This window comes from Pseudomonas sp. RtIB026, assembly GCF_016861355.2.
In the GTDB taxonomy this organism is placed as follows: domain Bacteria; phylum Pseudomonadota; class Gammaproteobacteria; order Pseudomonadales; family Pseudomonadaceae; genus Aquipseudomonas; species Aquipseudomonas peradeniyensis.
This window is the reverse complement of sequence record NZ_AP023348.2, coordinates 1,972,265-1,992,812: the sequence shown is the minus strand read 5'-3', so window position 1 is coordinate 1,992,812 and position 20,548 is coordinate 1,972,265. Positions and strand designations below refer to the sequence as shown.

Below are 20,548 nucleotides of genomic sequence, written 5' to 3'. Positions count from 1 at the left end.
AGACGCAGGAAAGGCCAGACTCCGAGAAGCCTGACCTATAGAAAATTTGCGGCAGGATTGCAAATGACAATGCCTTAATTTCATGTCAGCTCTGTGTAACAAGAGCTGTCAGAAGGCGCGCCGTCATTGACGCGCCTGGGCATCCTGGGCCCGCATCGACAGGGCGACACGTTCAGCGGTCCCCAGCGGGATCTCGCCGACCACGGTGACCATTACCTTGCCCTTGGGCGTGGTCAGGCGCCGCGACACCGCGACGGTGGGACCGAGCTGGGCACGGGTATCGATACCGGCCTCGTTGCCGATCGGCTCGAGGAACACCGAGAAACGAGCGAGGCCGTCGTCATACATGAGGCTGCTGACGGTGCTCTTGCGTTCAGGATCGCGACGTACCGAGCTGTTGACCAGCTCGAAGCCCGGCGGCAGCCAGTCCGAACGCCATCCGGCGACGGTTTCGGCGGTGCCGGCAGCCTTGCGCTCGACCGGTTTGCAGCTCGCGCTGGCCCCCAGTTCGGCATCGGTCGGCAAATTGTCGGTGTCCAGACGGGTCATCTGGAAGCGCTCGAGCAACTGACCCTTGTCGTTGAGCATCAACGAGCGCAGGGGCAGGCCGGTGCGGCGGTCCAGGTGCAATTCGAAGGCATAGCGATGCTGGTCACGCGGGGTGAGCGCGACAATCACCGCGTCGCGCCCGGCGACGCGTGATTTGCCTGCCACGCTCAGGTCGTACCAGCTCATCAGTTTCAGAGGATCAAGCACCCGCGGGGCGCTGTCCGGCGGTGTGCCCACGCTGCTGGCCAGGTTGCCGCTGACGCACTGCACCTTGCCATCGACCCGCACGATTTCCTGGGCCGAGCCGTCGAGCTGCAGCAGCCGCTCGCTGACCTTGCCGTCCTGGACGCGATGCCAGATATCGTGGGATGAGAAGCTGCCGTTGCGTTCGTAGACGAAGGATCCCTGGTAACTCTGCTGCTGCTCGGCCCGTGCCAGCTTGTTCAGCCACTCACTCGCCTCGGGCGAGGAGTTGGCGGCCAGGGCCTGTACCGTCAGGCTGCTGCCAAGCAGCAGCGACAGGAGAGGTAGCGCGCGCATGATCCTCCTTAACTTAGCGGTTTTCCAGGCTGGCGGCGCGGGCGTAAGGCAGCGCGGTCTCGTTGCCCTTCAGCGCGGACTCCTGGGCGTGCTGGCGCAGGTAACCCGGCAGACGTTGATCCCAGCCGGCCTGGTTCTGCAGCACACCGTTGGCCATCGGCCCGGTCGGTTGCTCGTTGCCTTCACTATAGCCTGCCAATACGGCTGGGCCTTGCGCCTGTGGCATGCTCAGGCCCTGCTGGGCAGGCTGCTGGGCGGCCAGCTCGGCACCAGTGATCTCGTCCTGGTTGTAGAAACGCACGCCGGCCAGTACGGCAACGGTCACCGAAGCGGCCACGGCCAGGCGGCCGATGCTGCGCCACGGGCCCTGCTTGACCTTGGCCGGCACGGCCTCGTCGGCCAGCGCCGCGGAAACCGCCGAGGCGATGTCCAGCTTGGGCAGCAGCAGCTCCTTGTGCATGGCTGCGCGGGCAACCTGGTAACGCGACCAGGTGGCACGGGTTTCGGCATCGTCGACGGCGTTCAGCACGCGACGCAGTTCCAGTTCGTCCGCTTCGTTATCCATCACCGCGGACAGCGATTCCTGCAAAGCTTCACGACTCATGGCGGTTCCTCTCTTGGCTGTCGCCGCTGTCTCAGGTTTCCTGCAACAAAGGTTGCAGGGCTTTGTCTATGGCCTCCCGAGCGCGGAAGATTCGAGAGCGCACGGTACCCACTGGACATTGCATGACGCTGGCAATGTCCTCGTAACTCAGTCCATCGAACTCGCGCAGCGTCAATGCTGTACGCAGGTCTTCCGGCAGTTGCTGGATGGTGCGATGGACAGTGCCTTCGATTTCATCCCGCAACAACGCGCGCTCTGGGGACTCGAGATCCTTGAGACCATGATCGCCGTCGTAAAACTCCGCATCCTCGGAGCTCACATCGCTGTCTGGTGGCCGTCTACCGCGGGACACCAGGTAGTTCTTCGCCGTGTTGATGGCGATGCGGTACAGCCAGGTATAAAAAGCACTGTCACCGCGAAAATTCCCAAGCGCCCGGTATGCCTTGATGAAGGCTTCCTGCGCCACGTCCTGCGCCTCATGGGTGTCGTGTACAAAACGCACGATCAACCCGAGAATCTTGTGCTGATACTTCAGCACCAACAGATCGAAAGCTCGCCTGTCGCCACGCTGCACGCGCTCGACAAGCTGCTGATCCTCTTCCTGGGTTAGCATGAACACTCCTCAGTGATCTCGAAGGAGCGCTGCAACAGCCATCGTTCAGGCTTGCAACCATAGACTCGGGCTTTGCGCAAAAGTTCTCCCCTCCAAGCAAGTTTCCTGCGGCCCTTGGTCGGCTCGCACGAAAGACGCAGCGCGGTCACGGCCGGCTGCGTCGATAATCTGGTTTCATTACGCAGGTGCCAGCCCAAGATAGAGCTGCCGCCTTGCGTCGCCGCGGCGATCTGTGGCGTACGGGCAGCCTTCATAGGATTTCCAGGGGTATCGGAAAGTTCCCATAAAGATCGCCATCCACCCGTATGCGCCATTGGAAATCAGGCGCCCGGGGCTGCTATAAAGGCATCCCGGCCAGGTTTCACGATAGTTTCACAGTGCCATCTGCGCTCGACTATTGTGCCGTGCCCCTTCCAAAGATTACTAGTGTCCCGACATGAGCCAACAATTCCAACATGATGTCCTGGTGATCGGCAGCGGTGCCGCCGGTCTCAGCTTGGCACTGAACCTTCCGCGCCACCTGCGCATCGCCGTGCTGAGCAAGGGCGACCTGGCCAACGGCTCGACCTTCTGGGCCCAGGGCGGCGTCGCCGCGGTGCTCGACGACACCGACACCGTGCAGTCCCATGTCGAGGACACCCTCAACGCCGGTGGTGGGCTGTGCCACGAGGACGCCGTGCGCTTCACCGTCGAGCACAGCCGCGAGGCCATCCAGTGGCTGATCGAGCAAGGCGTGCCGTTCACCCGCGACGAACACTACAGCGTCGACGACGGCGGCTTCGAATTCCACCTGACCCGCGAGGGCGGCCACAGCCACCGGCGCATCATCCATGCCGCCGATGCCACGGGCGCCGCGATCTTCACCACCCTGTTGGAACAGGCTCGGCAACGCGCGAACATCGAACTGCTCGAACAACGCGTGGCCGTCGACCTGATCACCGAGCGCCGCCTGGGCCTGGACGGCGACCGCTGCCTGGGCGCCTACGTGCTGGACCGCAACAGCGGCGAGGTGGACACCTTCGGCGCGCGCTTCACCGTACTGGCCACCGGCGGCGCGGCCAAGGTCTACCTGTATACCAGCAACCCCGACGGCGCCTGCGGCGACGGCATCGCCATGGCCTGGCGCGCCGGTTGCCGGGTGGCGAACCTGGAGTTCAACCAGTTCCACCCGACCTGCCTGTACCACCCTCAGGCCAAGAGTTTCCTGATCACCGAGGCCCTGCGCGGCGAGGGCGCCCTGCTGCGCCTGCCCAACGGCGAGCGCTTCATGCCGCGCTTCGATCCGCGCGAGGAGCTGGCGCCACGAGACATCGTCGCCCGCGCCATCGACCACGAGATGAAGCGCCTGGGGGTGGACTGCGTCTACCTGGACATCAGCCACAAGCCGGCCGATTTCATCACCAGCCACTTCCCGACGGTCTACGAGCGCTGCCTGACCTTCGGCATCGACATCACCCGCCAGCCGATCCCGGTGGTGCCTGCGGCCCACTACACCTGTGGCGGGGTGATGATCGACGAGCACGGCCACACCGACGTGCCCGGCCTGTACGCCATCGGCGAGACCAGCTTCACCGGCCTGCACGGCGCCAACCGCATGGCCAGCAACTCGCTGCTCGAATGTTTCGTCTATGGTCGCGCCGCCGCCGCCGACATCGAGGCGCGCCTGGAGCAGGTGGCCATGCCCCGCGCCCTGCCCTGCTGGGACGCAAGCCAGGTGACCGACTCGGACGAGGACGTGATCATCGCCCACAACTGGGACGAGCTGCGGCGGTTCATGTGGGACTATGTCGGCATCGTGCGCACCAGCAAGCGCCTGCAGCGCGCCGAGCACCGGGTGCGCATGCTGCTGGACGAGATCGACGAGTTCTACAGCAACTACAAGGTCAGCCGCGACCTGATCGAACTGCGCAACCTGGCGCAGGTGGCCGAGCTGATGATCCGCTCGGCCATGCAGCGCAAGGAAAGCCGGGGCCTGCACTACACCCTGGACTACCCGGGGATGCTGCCCGAGGCCCGGGACACCATCCTGGTGCCGTAGGCAGTCTGCGCGATCCCTGTAGGAACGGCCTTGTGCCGCGAAAGGGTCGCGAAGCGGCCCCAGGATGTCAGTGTTAGTGCAAAAATCGCGGGGCCGCTGCGCAGCCCTTTCGCGGCACAAGGCCGCTCCTACAGGGGCATGCGCCAGATCACACAAGTGTAGGGTCGATCACCAGCACCAGCTTGCCGGACACCTGGTTGCTCGCCAGCTCCGCGTAGGCGGCCTCGGCGAACGCCACCGGGTAGGTGTCGACCAGCTGTGGCGACAGGCGCCCCTCGGCGAACAGCGGCCACACCTGCTGACGCAGCTCGCGCAACAACTCTGCCTTGAATACATCATCGCGGTTGCGCAAGGTCGAACCGGTGATTTCCAGGCGCTTGCCCAGCACCAGCGCCAGGTCCAGCTCGACCTTGCGCCCGCCCATCAGGCCAATGATCACCCAGCGCCCGTCACGGGCCAACAGCTTGAGGTTGAGCGGGCCATAGCTGGCGCCCACCGGGTCGAGGATCACGTCGAACGGCCCGAGCTGCTCCAGATCGTCGAGGTTGTCATTGCGCACCACGCCGCCGGCGGCGCCGAGGGACTGACAATAGGCCAGGCGCTCCGGCGAACCGACACTGACCCACACCGGGTTGCCGAACGCCTTGCACAACTGGATGGCCGCGGAGCCCACACCACTGGCACCGGCATGCACCAGCACCTTCTCGCCGGCTTTCAACGCGCCCAGCTGGAAGATGTTCAGCCAGGCCGTGGCATACACCTCGGGCACCGCCGCTGCCTCGTGCAGGCTCAGGCCTTCAGGCACCGGCAGCACGTGCCGGGCGTCGACCACGACTTCCTCGGCCATGCCGCCGCCAGCCAGCAGCGCGCAGACCCGGTCGCCCACGCGCCAATCGGCGCCAGCCCCGACCTCCTCGACGATCCCTGAGCACTCCAGGCCCATATATGGACTGGCGCCAGGCGGTGGCGGGTACAGTCCGGCCCGCTGCAGCAAGTCGGCGCGGTTCAGTCCGGCGGCGGCCACTCGGATGCGCACCTGCCCGGCATCGCAGGCCGGGCGCTCGGCCTCGACCCACGCCACATGTCCGTCAACGCCTTGCAATGCCTTCACAGTGCCTCCATAGTTGAATCATATGACTGAGCCTGGGATAAGCACGTCCCAGGCTTTTTGCAGTATGCGTCCGGCTCCGATGGAACCGGCGAACGGAAAAGACGGCCTACTATGCGTGATCAATTGCCTCCACGTCGAATCAGCATGAAGCATTTCCTCCCCAGCACCGCCCTCGCCCTCATGATCGGCCTGGGCAGCCTCACGCTCGGTGGCAATGCGGCCGCCGCCAACAAGTGGGACAGCCTGCAGCCGGACCGCGACGAGGTCGTGGCCAGCCTCAACATCGTCGAGCTGCTCAAGCGCCACCACTACAGCAAGCCGCCGCTCGACGACGCCCGTTCGGTCATCATCTACGACAGCTACATCAAGCTGCTCGACCCGTCGCGCAGCTACTTCACCGCGGCCGACATCGCCGAATTCGACAAGTGGAAGACCCAGTTCGACGACTTCCTCAAAAGCGGCAACCTCGAACCCGGCTTCACCATCTACAAGCGCTACCTGGACCGCGTGAAGCAGCGCCTGGACTATGCCCTGGGCGAGCTGAACAAAGGCGTCGACAAGATCGACTTCAGCGCCAAGGAAGACCTGCTGGTCGACCGCAAGGACGCGCCCTGGATGAAGAACCAGGCCGAGCTCGACGACCTGTGGCGCAAGCGCGTGAAAGACGAGGTGCTGCGCCAGAAGATCTCCGGCAAGGAGCTCAAGCAGATCCAGGAAACCCTGATCAAGCGTTACAAGAACCAGCTGGCGCGCCTGGACCAGACCCGTGCGGAAGATATCTTCCAGGCCTACATCAACACCTTTGCCCAGTCCTACGACCCGCACACCAACTACCTGTCGCCGGACAACGCCGAGAACTTCGACATCAACATGAGCCTGTCGCTCGAAGGCATCGGCGCGGTGCTGCAGAGCGACAACGACCAGGTCAAGATCGTGCGCCTGGTGCCGGCAGGCCCTGCCGCCAAGACCAAGCAGGTCGCCCCGGCAGACAAGATCATCGGCGTGGCCCAGGGCAACAAGGAAATGGTCGACGTGGTCGGCTGGCGCCTGGACGAGGTGGTCAAGCTGATCCGCGGCCCGAAAGGCTCGGTGGTGCGCCTGGAGGTCATTCCGGCCAGCAACGCGCCGAACGACCAGACCAGCAAGATCGTCTCGATCACCCGCGAAGCGGTCAAGCTCGAGGAGCAGGCGGCGAAGAAGTCGGTGCTCAAGCTCAAGCAGGACGGGCGTGACTACAAGCTGGGGATCATCGAAATCCCGGCCTTCTACCTGGACTTCAAGGCCTATCGCGCAGGCGATCCGGACTACAAGAGCACCACCCGCGACGTGAAAAAGCTGCTTACCGAGCTGCAGAAGGAAAAAGTCGACGGCGTGGTCATCGACCTGCGCAACAACGGTGGCGGCTCGCTGCAGGAAGCCACCGAGCTGACCAGCCTGTTCATCGAGAAGGGCCCGACCGTACTGGTGCGCAACGCCGACGGCCGTGTCGACGTGCTCGAGGACGAGAACCCGGGCGCCTTCTACAAAGGCCCGCTGGCGCTGCTGGTAAACCGCCTGTCGGCCTCGGCCTCGGAGATCTTCGCCGGTGCCATGCAGGACTACCACCGCGCGCTGATCATCGGCGGCCAGACCTTCGGCAAGGGTACCGTGCAGACTATCCAGCCACTCAACCATGGTGAGCTCAAGCTGACCCTGGCCAAGTTCTACCGGGTTTCCGGGCAGAGCACCCAGCACCAGGGCGTGCTGCCGGACATCGCCTATCCGTCGATCATCGACACCAAGGAAATCGGCGAAAGCGCGCTGCCTGAGGCCATGCCGTGGGACACCATCCGCCCGGTGGTCAAGCCGGCCTTCGATCCGTTCAAGCCGTTCCTGGCCCAGCTCAAGGCGCAGCATGAGGCGCGCAGCGACAAGGACGCCGAGTTCGTCTACATTCGCGACCGCCTGGCGCTGACCCAGAAGCTGATGAACGAGAAGACCGTCAGCCTCAACGAGCAACAGCGTCGCGCCCGCCACGACGAGATCGAGGCCAAGCAGCTGGCACTGGAGAACATCCGCCGCAAGGCCAAGGGTGAAGAGCCGCTCAAGGAACTTAAAAAGGAAGACGAGGACGCCCTGCCTGCCGAGCCGGACGACACCAAGCCAGAGGACGATGCCTACCTGTCCGAGACCGGTCGCATCCTGCTCGACTATCTGGGCCTCAGCACGTCGGTGGCCAAGCACTGAAATGATGGCGAAATAATGTGACCTGTCATCAAACAGTCACCGGACTGTCGTGAAATGTAAGGGCCGGACGTGCAAGCGTCCGGCCTTTTTCACTTCAGGAAGCAGTCCATGACCGTCACCGAACAGCTCAGCGCATTGAGCGCCATCCTGGCTCAACGCAGCGTCCACTGTCTGTTCCAACCCATCGTCTGCCTCTCTGAAAGGCGTATCCTCGGCTATGAGGCCCTGAGCCGCGGCCCGTCCAACAGCCCACTGCACTCGCCGCTGAACCTCTTCGCCATCGCCCGCCAGGCCGGCCGCCTCGCCGAACTGGAGGTGCTGTGCCGGGAAACCGCCTGCCGCCGTTTCAGCGAGCTGAACCTTCCGGGCCTGTTGTTCCTCAACGTCTCGCCCGAGTCCCTGGTCGAGCCCGACTACCCGTCCGGGCGCACCCTGAAAATGCTCGAACAGGTCGGCCTGGCACCCAGCCGAGTAGTCATCGAGCTGACCGAGCAGACGCCTACCGAAGACTTCCAGCTGCTGTACAACGCCCTGCACCACTACCGCGACATGGGTTTCTCCATTGCCCTGGACGACCTGGGCGCCGGTTACTCGAGCCTGCGCCTGTGGTCGGAGCTGCGCCCGGACTATGTGAAGATCGACCGTCATTTCATCGATGGCATCCACCAGGACCCGCTCAAGCGCGAGTTCGTCGGCTCCATCCTGCAGATCGCCCGTGCCTCCCGCGCCCAGGTGATCGCCGAGGGCATCGAACTGGCCGAGGAGCTGGCAGTGCTGGGCGACATGGGGGTGACCCTGGTCCAGGGCTACCTGCTCGGCCGCCCTCAGGAGTTTCCAGCAGGCGACAGCCTCGGCCTGCCGCCCCCAGTGACAGGCTCGGGCGTTGCGCTGTGCGAGGACAGCCGCGACCTCAGCGCCCTGCTTATCCAGCAACCCTCGGTCACCCTCGACACCGCCACGCAGCAGGTGCTCGACGCTTTCCGTCGACAGGCCAACCTCAACTCCCTCGCCGTGCTGGACGAGCAAGGTCGCCCCTGTGGCATCGTCCACCGCCACTCGCTCGCCGACGTCCTGCTCCAGCCTTTCGGCACCGACCTGTTCGCGCGCAAGCCGATCAGCCGCCTGATGAGCCAGGATTTTCTCGCCGTCGAGCGCGGCCAGTCGCTGCAGCAGGTCAGCCGCCTGCTTACCAGCCGTGCGCGCCAGCGTATCGAGGAAGACTTCATCATCACCCAGAATGGGCGTTACCTGGGGCTTGGGCGGGTGATCGACGTGCTCAAGCTGATCACCGAGCAGAAGATCCAGCAGGCAAGGCACGCCAATCCGCTCACCCTGCTGCCGGGCAACGTGCCGATCCAGCAGTGCCTGGCACGCCTGCTGTTGCAGCGGCGCAAGGCAGCTGTGTGCTACGTGGACATCGACAGTTTCAAGCCCTTCAACGATATCTATGGCTACGCCCGAGGCGATGAAGTGCTGTTGTGCCTGGCCCAGTGCCTGAACGACTGCGTCGATCCGAGCCGGGATTTCGTCGGCCATATCGGCGGCGACGACTTCATGCTGGTGCTGGGTTCGGCGGACTGGCGCGAGCGCCTGCAATTGCTGCTGGAGGCCTTTGGCCGGCAATGCCGGCGCTTCTACCGTAGCGAACACCTGGAGGCCGGCTGCTTCATCGCCCACAACCGTCAGGGGCAGCGGGAGACGTTCGCCTTGCTGTCACTGTCGATCGGCGTGGTCTGGCTGGAGCCCGACAGCAGCGACGGGCTGGATGCCGGTCAACTGGCCGAACTCGCCTCCCAGGCCAAGCGCCAGGCCAAGGATGGCGGTGGCTCAGGCCTGAGCCTGATCGATACGACTGTGCTGAGTTAAACCAGGGGACCGCTATGCGGTCCTTTCGCCGGCAAGCCGGCTCCCGCAATCCAGCCTACAGCCCCGATTTCAGGCTTCTTCCGGGTAGCGATACTCGAACACTCGCACCACTTCCGAGGCATGCCAGGATGCCGCCTCCATACCATCCACCGGCCCGGAAAACCGCCCCAGGCGCTCGACGCACTCGAAGAACCCGGTGCGTGGCAGGCGACTGGCCCCCTGGCTGATCACCAGCGAGCTGCGCAGCGGCTGCTCGGCGCGGGCGTCGAGCGTCGCCAGGTACTCGAGGGCCGCCGTCAGGGTCTGCATGGCCGGGCTGGGCAATTGCAGACGCTCGAGCAGCGCACGGTAGGTGAGCAGGTGGCGTTGACGGCGGGCCAGGTCGAGCTCGGTCAGCAGGCTCTGCCACTGCTGACGGCTGATCCTGACCTGGCTCATGACGGCTCGCTCCAGCCGGCCACGCCCAGGTGCCAGGCCAGGCTGCGCAGGATCGCAGCGTCCGGGCGGCGCTCCCCGGACTCGATCATCGCCAGGTAGGCCGGGCTGATGCCGACACTGCGTGCCAGTTGCTCCGGGGCCAGGCCCTTGGCCTGACGCAAGGACGCCAGCTGGTCCAGGGAGGACTGGCTGGCGCTCGGTTGAGTGCTCTCGTTGTGACTGACTGAGTCGGGAGCTACGGCCGGCGCCTGGCCTGCGGCCGCCAGCAACTTCTGATATTGCTCCCAGGGAACCACTGCGTACTCGGGCTGACCGTCCCGGCTGATGACCTGAATACCCATACAACCCCCTTGACGTTGGATTACGGCATGTAATCCGTAGGCATAACCCTTATGCCAATTATATTACCAACCTCGGGGGTCTGTGCGGAATCAGCTGCCGGGCCGTTCGAGACGCAGGGCCTCGGGAGTATCAGGCAGGCGCTCGACCACCCGCAGCCGTTCCGGCGACTGGGCATCGCGCCAGGCCTTGAAACGGCCCAGCTCATCGGCCACGGTCTTGAGCACCCAGCCCAGCACGGCGATGTCATCGAGCAGGCCGACACCCAGCAACCAGTCAGGGATGGCGTCCAGGGGGCTGACGAAATACAGCAGCCCGGCAACGATGGTCACCAGCGCCCTGGGGCTGACGGCGCGGTACTCGCCACGCCACCAGGCCAGGCACAGCGCCTGCATCAGGCGCAGGTCCTCGCGTAATTGGCCCAGCTTCGGCCCCTTGCGGGCCACCGCGAACAACAGGGCCGGCAGCCGGCCACGACTGAGCAGGCGCTCGGCCAAGGGCAGGAAGCGGGCGAAATTCCAGGGTGCGCTCATGGGACCTCCAGAGGAGCAGGGGTTATCCACATTTATTGTGGATAACCTTGTGAACAGGGCGACATTGGCGCCGCGTGGTGCCCGCCGGGCAAGGGCCAGGTACGAATCGGGCGTTTTTTACACAACCGTTTCAATCGCGCAAACGTTTTGCGACACCGGCACCCGTGTCTGCGCAGCTACTGCTTGCGACAGTGAATGACGCCGACGGTTCGCGTCAAGCCGGACTGAAAACGACGACGCCCCGTCGAAACGGGGCGTCTTCTTGCAACGGGCCGGGTATTACTTGGCCGGTGCCTGGTCGGCCTTGGCCGGATCCTTGATGGCAATCAGTTCCAGGTCGAAGACCAGGACCGAGTTGGCCGGGATCAGCGGGCTCGGGCTCTGGGCGCCATAGGCCAGCTCAGCCGGGATGTACAGCTTGTACTTCTCGCCGACGTGCATCAGTTGCAGACCTTCGACCCAGCCCGGGATCACGCCGCTGACCGGCAGGTCGATCGGGCTGCCGCGCTCGACGGAGCTGTCGAAGACCTTGCCGTCGGTCAGCTTGCCTTCGTAGTGGACGGTGACCACGTCGGTCGGCTTGGGTTGCGGGCCGTCGGCCTTCTTGACCACTTCATACTGCAGGCCCGAAGCGGTGGTGATCACGCCAGGCTTCTTGGCGTTTTCCTCAAGGAATTTCTTGCCGGCGGCGGCAGCTTCCTCGCTGGCCTTGGCCAGGCGTTCTTCGGCGCGCTTCTGCAAGGCGGTGAAGGCTTCGACCAGCTCTTCGTCCTTGATGCGCTGCTCTTTCTTGCCTACCGCGTCCTCGATGCCCTGGGCGACGGCTTTCGAGTCCAGGTCGTCCATGCCTTCCTGGGCCAGGCTCTTGCCCATGTTCAGGCCGATACCGTAGGAGGCCTTCTGTGCCGGAGTCTTCAGCTCGACGCTGCTGGTCTGGGCGTCGCAGCCCGCGAGGACCAGGCCTACCAGGGCAACCGCGGCCGCCAAACGATGCTGTTTCATGTAATTTCCTTGTTCATGCGCCATGAGGGCAATCAGGGTAAAGCCGCGAGCTTAGCAGGCGGCCGCGACCAATGGCTACCGGCATAAGAGCGGGTTGCGCGCAGGAAGTTCCTGGGTGAAAGGTTGTTCATCCTCGGCGCTTGAAGCCAATGGCCAGTATTGACGGTTCAAGGGCGTGTTGCCGGAAGAATTTCATACAACCCGCTGCTCTTCCTCTCGCAGCGTCAGCACCTCGAATCCGCCCTCGGTCACCGCCACCGTGTGTTCCCACTGCGCCGACAGGCTGTGGTCGCGGGTGATCACCGTCCAGCCATCGCGCAACCCGCGCGTGCCGCGCCCGCCCTGGTTGATCATCGGCTCGATGGTGAACACCATCCCCGCTTGCAGCGGCATGCCCTGGCCGCGCTGGCCGTAGTGCAGCACCTCCGGCGCCTCGTGCATCTGCCGGCCGATGCCGTGCCCGCAGTACTCGCGCACCACGCTGTAGCCGGCGGCCTCGGCGTGGGCCTGGATGGCATGGCCAATATCGCCGAGCGTCGCGCCGGGGCGCACCTGCTCGATGCCCTTCCACAAGGCGGCATAGGTGGTGTCGACCAGGCGCCTGGCCTCGTCGCCGATCTGGCCGATGCAGTACATCTTCGACGAGTCGGCAATGTAGCCGCCCTGCTCCAGGGTGATGTCGACGTTGACGATCGAGCCTTCCTTGAGCACCTCGTCGACCTTGGGCATGCCATGGCAGACCACATGGTCCACCGAGGTGTTCAGCGAATAGGGGAAACCGTATTGGCCCTTGCTCGCCGGCCGGGCCTTGAGGGTTTCGACGATGAAGGCCTCGGCGCGGTCGTTGATCTGCATCGTGGTCACCCCGGGGCGAATGAAACCGTCGAGGTCGGCGAACACCCGGGCGAGCAGTTGGCCGGCGTTGCGCATCAGCTTGAGCTCGGCGGCGTCCTTGAGGATGACCTTGCTCATTGCAGCAACTCCTTGAGGTTGGCCTGTTCCTGGCGCAGCAAATGGCGCAGCAGTTCCTGGTAGGTCGCTTGCGGGTGCAGCTCGGCCAGCATGCCGATGCGGATCCAGTGCTCGGCCTGGGCGTTGATCGAACGCGACAGCGCGGCGCTGGCCACGCGCAGGTCTTCGTGGAGGTCGTCGGAGATCTTGACGATGCCCATGGTGCAGTTACTCGCATATATGAAACGTATGTGAATCATATACTCATCCAATTGCATGTGCCATCCGCTGGTGCGTGGCTCCCCGTATCGGTGCACGCCCATCGCGGGGCAAGCCCGCGCCCACGCGTGCTCACCTGCGGGGCGTGGGAGCGGGCTTGCCCCGCGATGACATGGCCCGGGATTTGCTGCCCCATATGGCATCGAGACCATCAACGCCGATGGTCCCCTCCCATCACGACGAAGGCGCCGTGTTGCCCCGCTTGCCATTTGCAGGCCGGGCAGCCGGCGCCTTTGTCGTTTCATCAGCAGGAGATTGCCGATGAGCGACAGCCAAGTGCGCAGTGTGTGCCCGTATTGCGGGGTCGGCTGCGGCATCGTCATGCACGTGAGCGATGGCAAGGTGGTCAAGGTCAGTGGCGACAAGCAGCACCCGAGCAACTTCGGCCGCCTGTGCACCAAGGGCCAGAGTGCCCATGTGCCGCTGCAGGCCGGGCGCATGGCCCACGCCTTCGTGCGCGACCAGCGCAACCAGCAGCCGGCGCGCCGCAGCCTGGACACGGCCATCAGCGAAACCGCCGCGCGGTTGCGCGCGATCATCGACATCCATGGCGCGGATGCCGTGGCCTTGTACGTGTCCGGGCAGATGTCGCTGGAAGCCCAGTACCTGGCCAACAAACTGGCCAAGGGCTTCATCCGCACCCGCCATATCGAGTCCAACTCACGGCTGTGCATGGCCAGTGCCGGCAGCGGCTACAAACAGTCGCTGGGCGCCGACGGACCGCCGGGCAGCTACCAGGATTTCGAGCGTGCCGAGGTGTTCCTGGTGATCGGCGCGAACATGGCCGACTGCCACCCGATCCTGTTCCTGCGCCTGCTGGACCGGCTCAAGGCCGGGGCCAGGCTGATCGTCGTCGACCCCCGACGCAGCGCCACCGCCGACAAGGCCGACCTGTTCCTGCAACTGCGTCCGGGCACCGACCTGGCGTTGCTCAATGGCCTTCTCTATCTGCTGCATGCCAACGGCCACACCGACGCGGATTTCATCGCCCGCCACACCGAGGGCTGGGAAGACCTGCCGGCGCTTCTCGAGGACTACACCCCGCAACGGGTCGCGGCCATCACCGGGTTGGACGAGGCCGACATCCGCGAAGCCGCCCGCCTGATCGGCGAGGCCGGTGAATGGATGAGCTGCTGGACCATGGGCCTGAACCAGAGCATCCACGGCACCTGGCACACAAATGCCCTGTGCAACCTGCATCTGGCCACCGGCGCCATCTGCCGCCCCGGCAGCGGGCCGTTCTCGCTGACCGGCCAGCCCAACGCCATGGGCGGCCGCGAGATGGGCTACATGGGGCCGGGCCTGCCGGGCCAGCGTTCGGCGCAGGTGGCGGCGGACCGCGTCTTCGTCGAGCGGCAATGGCAGCTGGCGCCCGGCACGTTGCGCAGCGAGGGCGGCGAAGGCACCGTGGCGCTGTTCGAACAGCTCAAGAGCGGCGAGGTGAAGGCCTGCTGGATCATCTGCAGCAACCCGGTGGCCAGCGTCGCCAACCGCCAGCAGGTGATCGACGGCCTGAACCAGGCGCAACTGGTGATCAGCCAGGACGCCTTCCTCGACACCGAGACCAACCGCTACGCCGACATTCTCCTGCCGGCGGCGCTGTGGGCCGAGGGTGAAGGGGTGATGATCAACAGCGAGCGCAACCTGACCCTGATGCCCCGCGCCGTCGAGCCACCCGGCGAAAGCCTGGAAGACTGGCGCCTGATCGCGCGCATCGCCTGTGCCCTGGGCTACGCGCATGCCTTCGACTACCCCGACGCCGAGGCGGTGTTCGATGAGATCCGCCACTTCCATAACCCGGACACCGGCTACGACCTGCGCGGCATCGACTATGCCGGACTGCGCGCCAGCCCCCGGCAGTGGCCCTGCGCGCCGGGGCGCGAGGATGACCGCAGCCCGCTGCGCTATCGCAACGACGAACACGGCCAGCCAGCGGCACTGGCCTTTCCGACCGTCAGCGGCAAGGCGCGTTTTCATGCGCGGCCCTGGCTGGCGCCCGCCGAGCTGCCGGACGACGCCTACCCCTTTGTCCTCAACACCGGCCGCGTGCAACACCAGTGGCACACCCTGACCAAGACCGGCAAGGTCCCGAGCCTGAACCGGCTCGAGCCCGGCCCCTTTGTCGAGATCCACCCCGACGATGCCCGGCGCCTGGGCATCCGCGACAAGGACCAGGTGGCAATCCGTTCACGCCGTGGCCAGGCGCTGCTGCCGGCCCGTCTCAGCAACCGGGTGCTGCCTGGTGGCTGCTTCGCGCCGTTCCACTGGAATGACCTGTACGGCGAGCAGTTGGCGATCAACGCGCTGACCAGCGACGCCGTCGACCCCACCTCGCTGCAACCGGCCTTCAAGTACTGCGCCGTGACCCTCGAACGGGTCGCGGGCGAACGCATTGAGGCCCTCGACCTGAACGTCGCCATTCCTTCGGAGCCCGTCACCATGCCGACCGCCACCCTCGCCCGCCTGCTGGGCCTGGAGACACAGCCTGCCCCGGTGCTTGCCGAGGAGGAGCGGCATTACCTGCAAGGTTTCCTGCTCGGCCTGCAACAGGCGCGGGCCGAAGGCGTGCCAAGCCTGCCGGCTAACGCACCGCTGGCGCCGCCCCGACGCCTGTTCGTCGATGGTCTGCTGGCGGGGCTGTTCGCCCAGCCTCAGGCACAGGCAGGATTACCTTGCCATCGCGTGCTGTGGGCCTCGCAGACCGGCAACGGCGAGGCGCTGGCCGAGCGCTGCGCTAAACGCCTGCGCGAGGCAGGGCTGAAGGTGGAGCTCAGCAGCATGGAAGGTGTCAGCCCGGCGCAACTGCGCGGCTGCGCCAGCGTACTGCTGATTGCCAGCACCTTCGGCGACGGCGACGCCCCGGACAGTGGCGCCTCGTTCTGGCAGGCCCTGCAGGGCGCGGGCGACGTCGATTGCGTCAAGCTGCCCTATGCGGTACTGGCCCTGGGCGACTCCAGCTACGACCAGTTCTGCGGCTTCGGTCGCAAGCTCGACCAGCGCCTGGCGGAACTGGGCGGCCAGCGCCTGCTGGAGCGGGTCGACTGCGAGCCGGATTTCGATGCCGCATTCAGTGCGTGGCTCGAGGCCCTGCTGGCGGCCCTCGGCACAAACACCCCCGCGACATCGGCACCAGCAACCGCCGAATCTCACGGCAGGCACCAGCCATGGCCTGCGCGCCTGGTGCAGAACCGCCTGCTCAACGGCCCCGGCTCGACCAAGGAAACCCGCCAACTGGTGTTCGACCTCACGAGTAGCGGCCTGGACTATCAGCCCGGTGATGCCCTGGGCGTGTGGCCGCGCAACTGCCCGGCGCTGGTCCAGGAGCTGCTCAGCCTGATGCAACTCGATGGCCAGGCCGTGGTCGAGCTTGAAGGTCAGACGCCGATGCCCCTGAGCCTGGCGCTGGAACGGCATCTGGAGATTGCCCGTGTCACGCCACGACAGCTCGAAGCGCTCAGCGAAAACGCACCCTCTCTGCAACAGTTGTTGCAGCCTGAGTGCAAGACCGCGCTCAAGGACTGGCTATGGGGCCGGCAACTGGCCGATGTGCTGCGCGAGTTTCCCCGGCAATGGCCACTGAGCCGTTGGCTGACCTTGCTCAAGCCCTTGCAGCCGCGGCTGTACTCGATCAGCTCAAGCCCCAAGGCGCATCCCGGGCAGGTGCACCTGACGGTGTCCACAGTGCGCTACGGTGAACGCAAGGGGGTCTGCTCGGCCTTTCTCGCCGACCGTGCTGCGGACGTCGAAGTGGCCATCTTTGCCCAACCATCCAGACACTTCCGCCTGCCCGACGACGACGGCACGCCCATCGTAATGATCGGCCCCGGCACCGGCATCGCGCCCTTCCGGGCGTTTCTCGAAGAACGCCGGGAACGCGCTGCGTCTGGCCGCAACTGGCTGTTCTTCGGCGAGCAGCACGAGGAGCACGACTTCTACTATCGCGAGCAGTTGCTGGCTTGGGAAGCACAGGGCCATGTGCGCCTGAGCACCGCGTTCTCCCGCGACCAGCCGCAGAAGATCTATGTGCAGCAACGCCTGCTGGAACAGGGCGCCGAGCTGTGGCGCTGGCTGCAGGATGGCGCGCATGTGTATGTCTGTGGCGATGCCCAGCGCATGGCCCGGGATGTGGATGCGGCCTTGCGCCAGGTGGTGGCGCAGCACGGCGGCCTGGACGAGGCCGCGGCAGCGGCGTATGTCGAAGGGTTGGGGCGGGACAAGCGCTACCGGCGGGATGTGTATTGATGCACCACGGTGGTGAGGGCTGCACCCTGCTTGTGCGGCCGCACCACCTGGCCAGCACATGCCCAAAGCTGTAACCCTTGTGGGAGCGGGCTTGCCCGCGATGAAAGCGAGCCTGGCACACTCCCTGCTTCACCCAATGCACAACAGCCCCAACGACCAACGGCGGTCGACAGGGGCCTCACACTGATGAGTACAGGCAAAGGCGCCTGGAGCTTCGGCTCCAGGCGCCTTTTTCGTTTTCCGTGATCGAGGATCGGCTATGCAGGCAACAGCGAACGAGGCACAACGAGCGCGACTGGTCATCGTCGGCAATGGCATGGTCGGCCATCACTGCGTCGAGCAGTTGATCGAACGCGGCGCCACGGCACACTTCGAGCTGCATGTGTTCGGCGAGGAGCGCCAGCGCGCCTACGACCGCGTGCACCTGTCGGAGTATTTCACCGGCAGCTGCGCCGAGACCCTGGCCCTGTGCGCCCCGGACTACTACAGCCGCCACGGCGTGTACCTGCACCTGGGCGAGGCAGTGCTGGACATCGATCGCGAGCGCCGGGAGCTGGTCACCGCCGAGGGGCGCCTGGGCTACGACCAGTTGATCCTGGCCACCGGCTCCTACCCGTTCGTGCCGCCGATCGAAGGCTCCAGCGGCAATGCGCGCCTGGTCTACCGCACCCTCGAGGACCTCGACGCGATACGCGCCGCCGCCGCGGATGCCCGGCGTGGCGTGGTGGTCGGTGGCGGCCTGCTCGGCCTCGAGGCGGCCAACGCCCTCAAGTCCCTGGGCCTGGAGGCGCATGTGGTGGAATTCGCCCCACGCCTGATGCCGGTACAGCTGGACAGCGAAGGCGGCGCGGCGCTCAAGGCACGGATCGAGGCCCTCGGCGTGGGCGTGCACCTGTCCCGCGCGACCCAGTCGATCAGCGCTGGCGAGCAGTACCGCTACCGGATGAACTTCGACGGTGGCGAACACCTGGAGACCGACCTGATCGTCTTTTCCGCCGGCATTCGCCCACAGGACGCCCTGGGCCGGGCCTGTGGCCTGGAGATCGCCGCGCGCGGAGGTGTTGTGATCGACAACCAGTGCAAGACCAGTGATCCGCGGATCTTCGCCATCGGCGAGTGCGCGTCGTGGAATGGCAGCGTGTTCGGCCTGGTCGCCCCCGGCTACGCCATGGCGCGCAACCTGGCCGCGCGGCTGCTGGGCGAGGCGGCAGACGACTTCACCGGCGCCGACATGTCGACCAAGCTCAAGCTGCTGGGCGTGGATGTCGGCTCGATCGGCGATGCCCACGGCGCCACGCCCGGCGCACGCAGCTACCGCTTCATCGACGAGGCCAACAGCGCCTACCGCCGGCTGGTGGTGGATGCCAGCGGCAAGCACGTGCTCGGCGCGGTGCTGGTGGGCGACAACAGCTACTACGACACCTTGCTGCAGTATGCCCAGAATGGCATCGCCCTGCCGGCCGACCCGGCCGCGCTGATCCTGCCGCAAGGCGGTGGCGCGCCGGCCCTGGGCGCCGATGCGCTGCCCGACAGCGCGACCATCTGCTCCTGCCACAACGTCAGCAAGGGTGCGGTGTGCGCCGCCATCGACAGTGGTTGCGCCGACCTTGCCGCCGTCAAGGGCTGTACCAAGGCCGCCAGCGGCTGTGGTGGCTGCGCAGCCCTGCTCAAGCAGGTGTTCGAACACGAACTGACCGCCCGTGGCGTGACGGTAGACAAGAGCCTGTGCGAGCACTTCGCCTACACCCGCCAGGAACTCTACGCATTGGTGCGGGTGGAGGGCATCCGCACCTTCAGCGAGCTGCTCGACCGCCATGGCAAGGGCCACGTGGGTTGCGACATCTGCAAGCCGGCGGTAGGCAACATCCTCGCCTCGTGCTGGAACCAGCCGATCATGGACCCGGCGCTGGTGCCGCTGCAGGACACCAACGACACCTTCATGGCCAACATGCAGAAAAACGGCACCTACTCGGTGGTGCCGCGCATTCCCGGCGGCGAAATCACCCCGCAAAAGCTGATCGTGATCGGCCAGGTGGCGCAGAAATACGACCTCTACACCAAGATCACCGGCGGCCAGCGCATCGACCTGTTCGGCGCCCAGCTGCATGAACTGCCGCTGATCTGGGGCGAGCTGATCGCCGCCGGTTTCGAGACCGGGCACGCCTACGGCAAGTCGACGCGCACGGTGAAATCCTGTGTCGGCAGCACCTGGTGCCGCTATGGCGTGCAGGACAGCGTGGCCATGGCGCTGCGCCTGGAGGATCGCTACAAGGGCCTGCGCTCACCGCACAAGCTCAAGTTCGCGGTGTCCGGCTGCACCCGCGAATGCGCCGAGGCGCAAAGCAAGGACATCGGCGTGATCGCCACCGACAAGGGCTGGAACCTGTACGTGTGCGGCAACGGCGGCATGCGCCCGCGCCACGCCGAACTGTTCGCCACCGACCTCGACGACGAGACCCTGGTACGGTTGATCGACCGCGTGCTGATGTTCTACATCCGCACCGCCGACAAGCTGCAACGCACCTCGGTGTGGCGCGAGGGCCTCGAAGGCGGGCTCGACTACCTCAGGCAGGTGGTGATCGACGACAGCCTGGGCCTGGCCGCCGAACTCGAGGCACAGATGCAACTGGTGGTCGATCGCTACGAATGCGAATGGGCCAACGCCCTGGGCGATCCGGAAAAGCTCAAGCGCTTCCGCACCTTTGTCAATGACCAACGCGCCGATCCGGATGTGCACTTCGTGCGCGAGCGTGGCCAACGCCGACCGGCCGCGCCCCTACAGCTGATTCCCACCCATGAGGAGGCGATGTGATGAACCTGTCCAACACGGCTGTAGCAAGTGAAACCCGCTGGCAGGCGGTGTGCCTGGCCAGCGACCTGGTCGCCGACTCCGGGGTGGTGGTGTGGCATGAGGGCGAACAGGTGGCGTTGTTCTACCTGCCGGGACAAGGGCAGGAGCTGTACGCCGTCGGTAACCGCGACCCGCGTTCGGGCGCGAACATCATCGGGCGTGGGCTGGTGGCCAGCCTGGGAGCAACCGTGGTGGTAGCGGCGCCGCTGTACAAGCAGCATTTCTGCCTGCAAAACGGCAACTGCCTGGAAGATCCGACACAGCGCTTGCCGGTGTGGCCGGTGCGTATCCGTGGGATGACGGTCGAACTGGGACAGAGATTCAGATAACGATCAGCCTGCCGGGGCATGCCCCCGGCCAGTGCCC

16 protein-coding genes are annotated in these 20,548 nt (G+C 65.5%); 6 read left to right on the top strand and 10 right to left on the bottom strand.

Annotation, left to right across the window (positions count from 1 at the left end):
• Positions 1-123: 123 nt before the first annotated feature.
• Genes PRtIB026_RS09010 through rpoE form a run of 3 tightly spaced genes read right to left on the bottom strand, consistent with a single transcriptional unit; the run spans position 124 to position 2,306 of the window.
• On the bottom strand, positions 124-1,089 hold the full coding sequence (locus tag PRtIB026_RS09010) for a MucB/RseB C-terminal domain-containing protein (protein WP_203647793.1): 966 nt from the start codon (positions 1,087-1,089) through the stop codon (positions 124-126).
• A gap of 13 nt (positions 1,090-1,102) precedes the next feature.
• Complete coding sequence (locus PRtIB026_RS09005; protein WP_203647794.1) at positions 1,103-1,693, bottom strand: sigma-E factor negative regulatory protein; 591 nt, start codon at positions 1,691-1,693, stop codon at positions 1,103-1,105.
• A 31-nt stretch (positions 1,694-1,724) separates the two neighbouring features.
• Positions 1,725-2,306: an RNA polymerase sigma factor RpoE gene (gene rpoE, locus PRtIB026_RS09000; RefSeq protein ID WP_010220971.1), complete on the bottom strand. Its 582-nt coding sequence runs from the start codon at positions 2,304-2,306 to the stop codon at positions 1,725-1,727.
• Between the two features lie 436 nt (positions 2,307-2,742).
• Between rpoE and nadB the strand changes: the two genes are divergently transcribed.
• Positions 2,743-4,344, top strand: a complete 1,602-nt coding sequence (nadB, locus tag PRtIB026_RS08995; RefSeq protein ID WP_203647795.1) for an L-aspartate oxidase — start codon at positions 2,743-2,745, stop codon at positions 4,342-4,344.
• Between the two features lie 148 nt (positions 4,345-4,492).
• On the opposite strand, the gene PRtIB026_RS08990 is transcribed toward nadB, so the two are convergent.
• A complete protein-coding gene (locus PRtIB026_RS08990; protein ID WP_203647796.1) occupies positions 4,493-5,455 on the bottom strand; it encodes an NAD(P)H-quinone oxidoreductase in 963 nt (320 codons plus the stop codon).
• Positions 5,456-5,599: 144 nt separating this feature from the next.
• Here PRtIB026_RS08990 and PRtIB026_RS08985 point away from each other — a divergent pair, with 144 nt between their 5' ends.
• Complete coding sequence (locus PRtIB026_RS08985; protein ID WP_203647797.1) at positions 5,600-7,681, top strand: carboxy terminal-processing peptidase; 2,082 nt, start codon at positions 5,600-5,602, stop codon at positions 7,679-7,681.
• 108 nt (positions 7,682-7,789) lie between these two features.
• Positions 7,790-9,547 carry a bifunctional diguanylate cyclase/phosphodiesterase gene (locus PRtIB026_RS08980; protein ID WP_267813760.1) on the top strand — a complete coding sequence of 586 codons (1,758 nt, stop codon included), beginning with the start codon at positions 7,790-7,792 and terminating at the stop codon, positions 9,545-9,547.
• A gap of 69 nt (positions 9,548-9,616) precedes the next feature.
• On the opposite strand, the gene PRtIB026_RS08975 is transcribed toward PRtIB026_RS08980, so the two are convergent.
• The 6 genes from PRtIB026_RS08975 to PRtIB026_RS08950 form a co-directional block, all read right to left on the bottom strand.
• Positions 9,617-9,985 (bottom strand): hypothetical protein, encoded by a 369-nt coding sequence (locus tag PRtIB026_RS08975; RefSeq protein WP_050703980.1) that lies wholly within the window; start codon positions 9,983-9,985, stop codon positions 9,617-9,619.
• A complete protein-coding gene (locus tag PRtIB026_RS08970; protein ID WP_203647798.1) occupies positions 9,982-10,326 on the bottom strand; it encodes a helix-turn-helix domain-containing protein in 345 nt (114 codons plus the stop codon). The genes PRtIB026_RS08975 and PRtIB026_RS08970 overlap by 4 nt, the downstream gene beginning before the upstream one ends.
• Before the next feature lie 90 nt (positions 10,327-10,416).
• A complete protein-coding gene (locus tag PRtIB026_RS08965; RefSeq protein WP_050703978.1) occupies positions 10,417-10,857 on the bottom strand; it encodes a YkvA family protein in 441 nt (146 codons plus the stop codon).
• Positions 10,858-11,136: 279 nt separating this feature from the next.
• Entirely contained in the window at positions 11,137-11,859 is a 723-nt protein-coding gene (locus PRtIB026_RS08960) for an FKBP-type peptidyl-prolyl cis-trans isomerase (RefSeq protein ID WP_050703977.1), read from the bottom strand.
• Between the two features lie 192 nt (positions 11,860-12,051).
• Positions 12,052-12,831: a type I methionyl aminopeptidase gene (gene map, locus PRtIB026_RS08955; protein ID WP_203647799.1), complete on the bottom strand. Its 780-nt coding sequence runs from the start codon at positions 12,829-12,831 to the stop codon at positions 12,052-12,054.
• On the bottom strand, positions 12,828-13,031 hold the full coding sequence (locus PRtIB026_RS08950; protein ID WP_203647800.1) for a ParD-like family protein: 204 nt from the start codon (positions 13,029-13,031) through the stop codon (positions 12,828-12,830). The genes map and PRtIB026_RS08950 overlap by 4 nt, the downstream gene beginning before the upstream one ends.
• Positions 13,032-13,350: 319 nt before the next feature.
• On the opposite strand from PRtIB026_RS08950, the gene PRtIB026_RS08945 reads away from it, so the two are divergent.
• From PRtIB026_RS08945 to nirD, 3 genes are all read left to right on the top strand, one after another.
• Complete coding sequence (locus PRtIB026_RS08945) at positions 13,351-17,331, top strand: bifunctional nitrate reductase/sulfite reductase flavoprotein subunit alpha (RefSeq protein WP_203647801.1); 3,981 nt, start codon at positions 13,351-13,353, stop codon at positions 17,329-17,331.
• Positions 17,332-17,590: 259 nt separating this feature from the next.
• Positions 17,591-20,143 (top strand): nitrite reductase large subunit NirB, encoded by a 2,553-nt coding sequence (gene nirB, locus PRtIB026_RS08940; protein WP_203647802.1) that lies wholly within the window; start codon positions 17,591-17,593, stop codon positions 20,141-20,143.
• On the top strand, positions 20,143-20,511 hold the full coding sequence (nirD, locus tag PRtIB026_RS08935) for a nitrite reductase small subunit NirD (RefSeq protein WP_203647803.1): 369 nt from the start codon (positions 20,143-20,145) through the stop codon (positions 20,509-20,511). The genes nirB and nirD overlap by 1 nt, the downstream gene beginning before the upstream one ends.
• Positions 20,512-20,548: the final 37 nt, after the last annotated feature.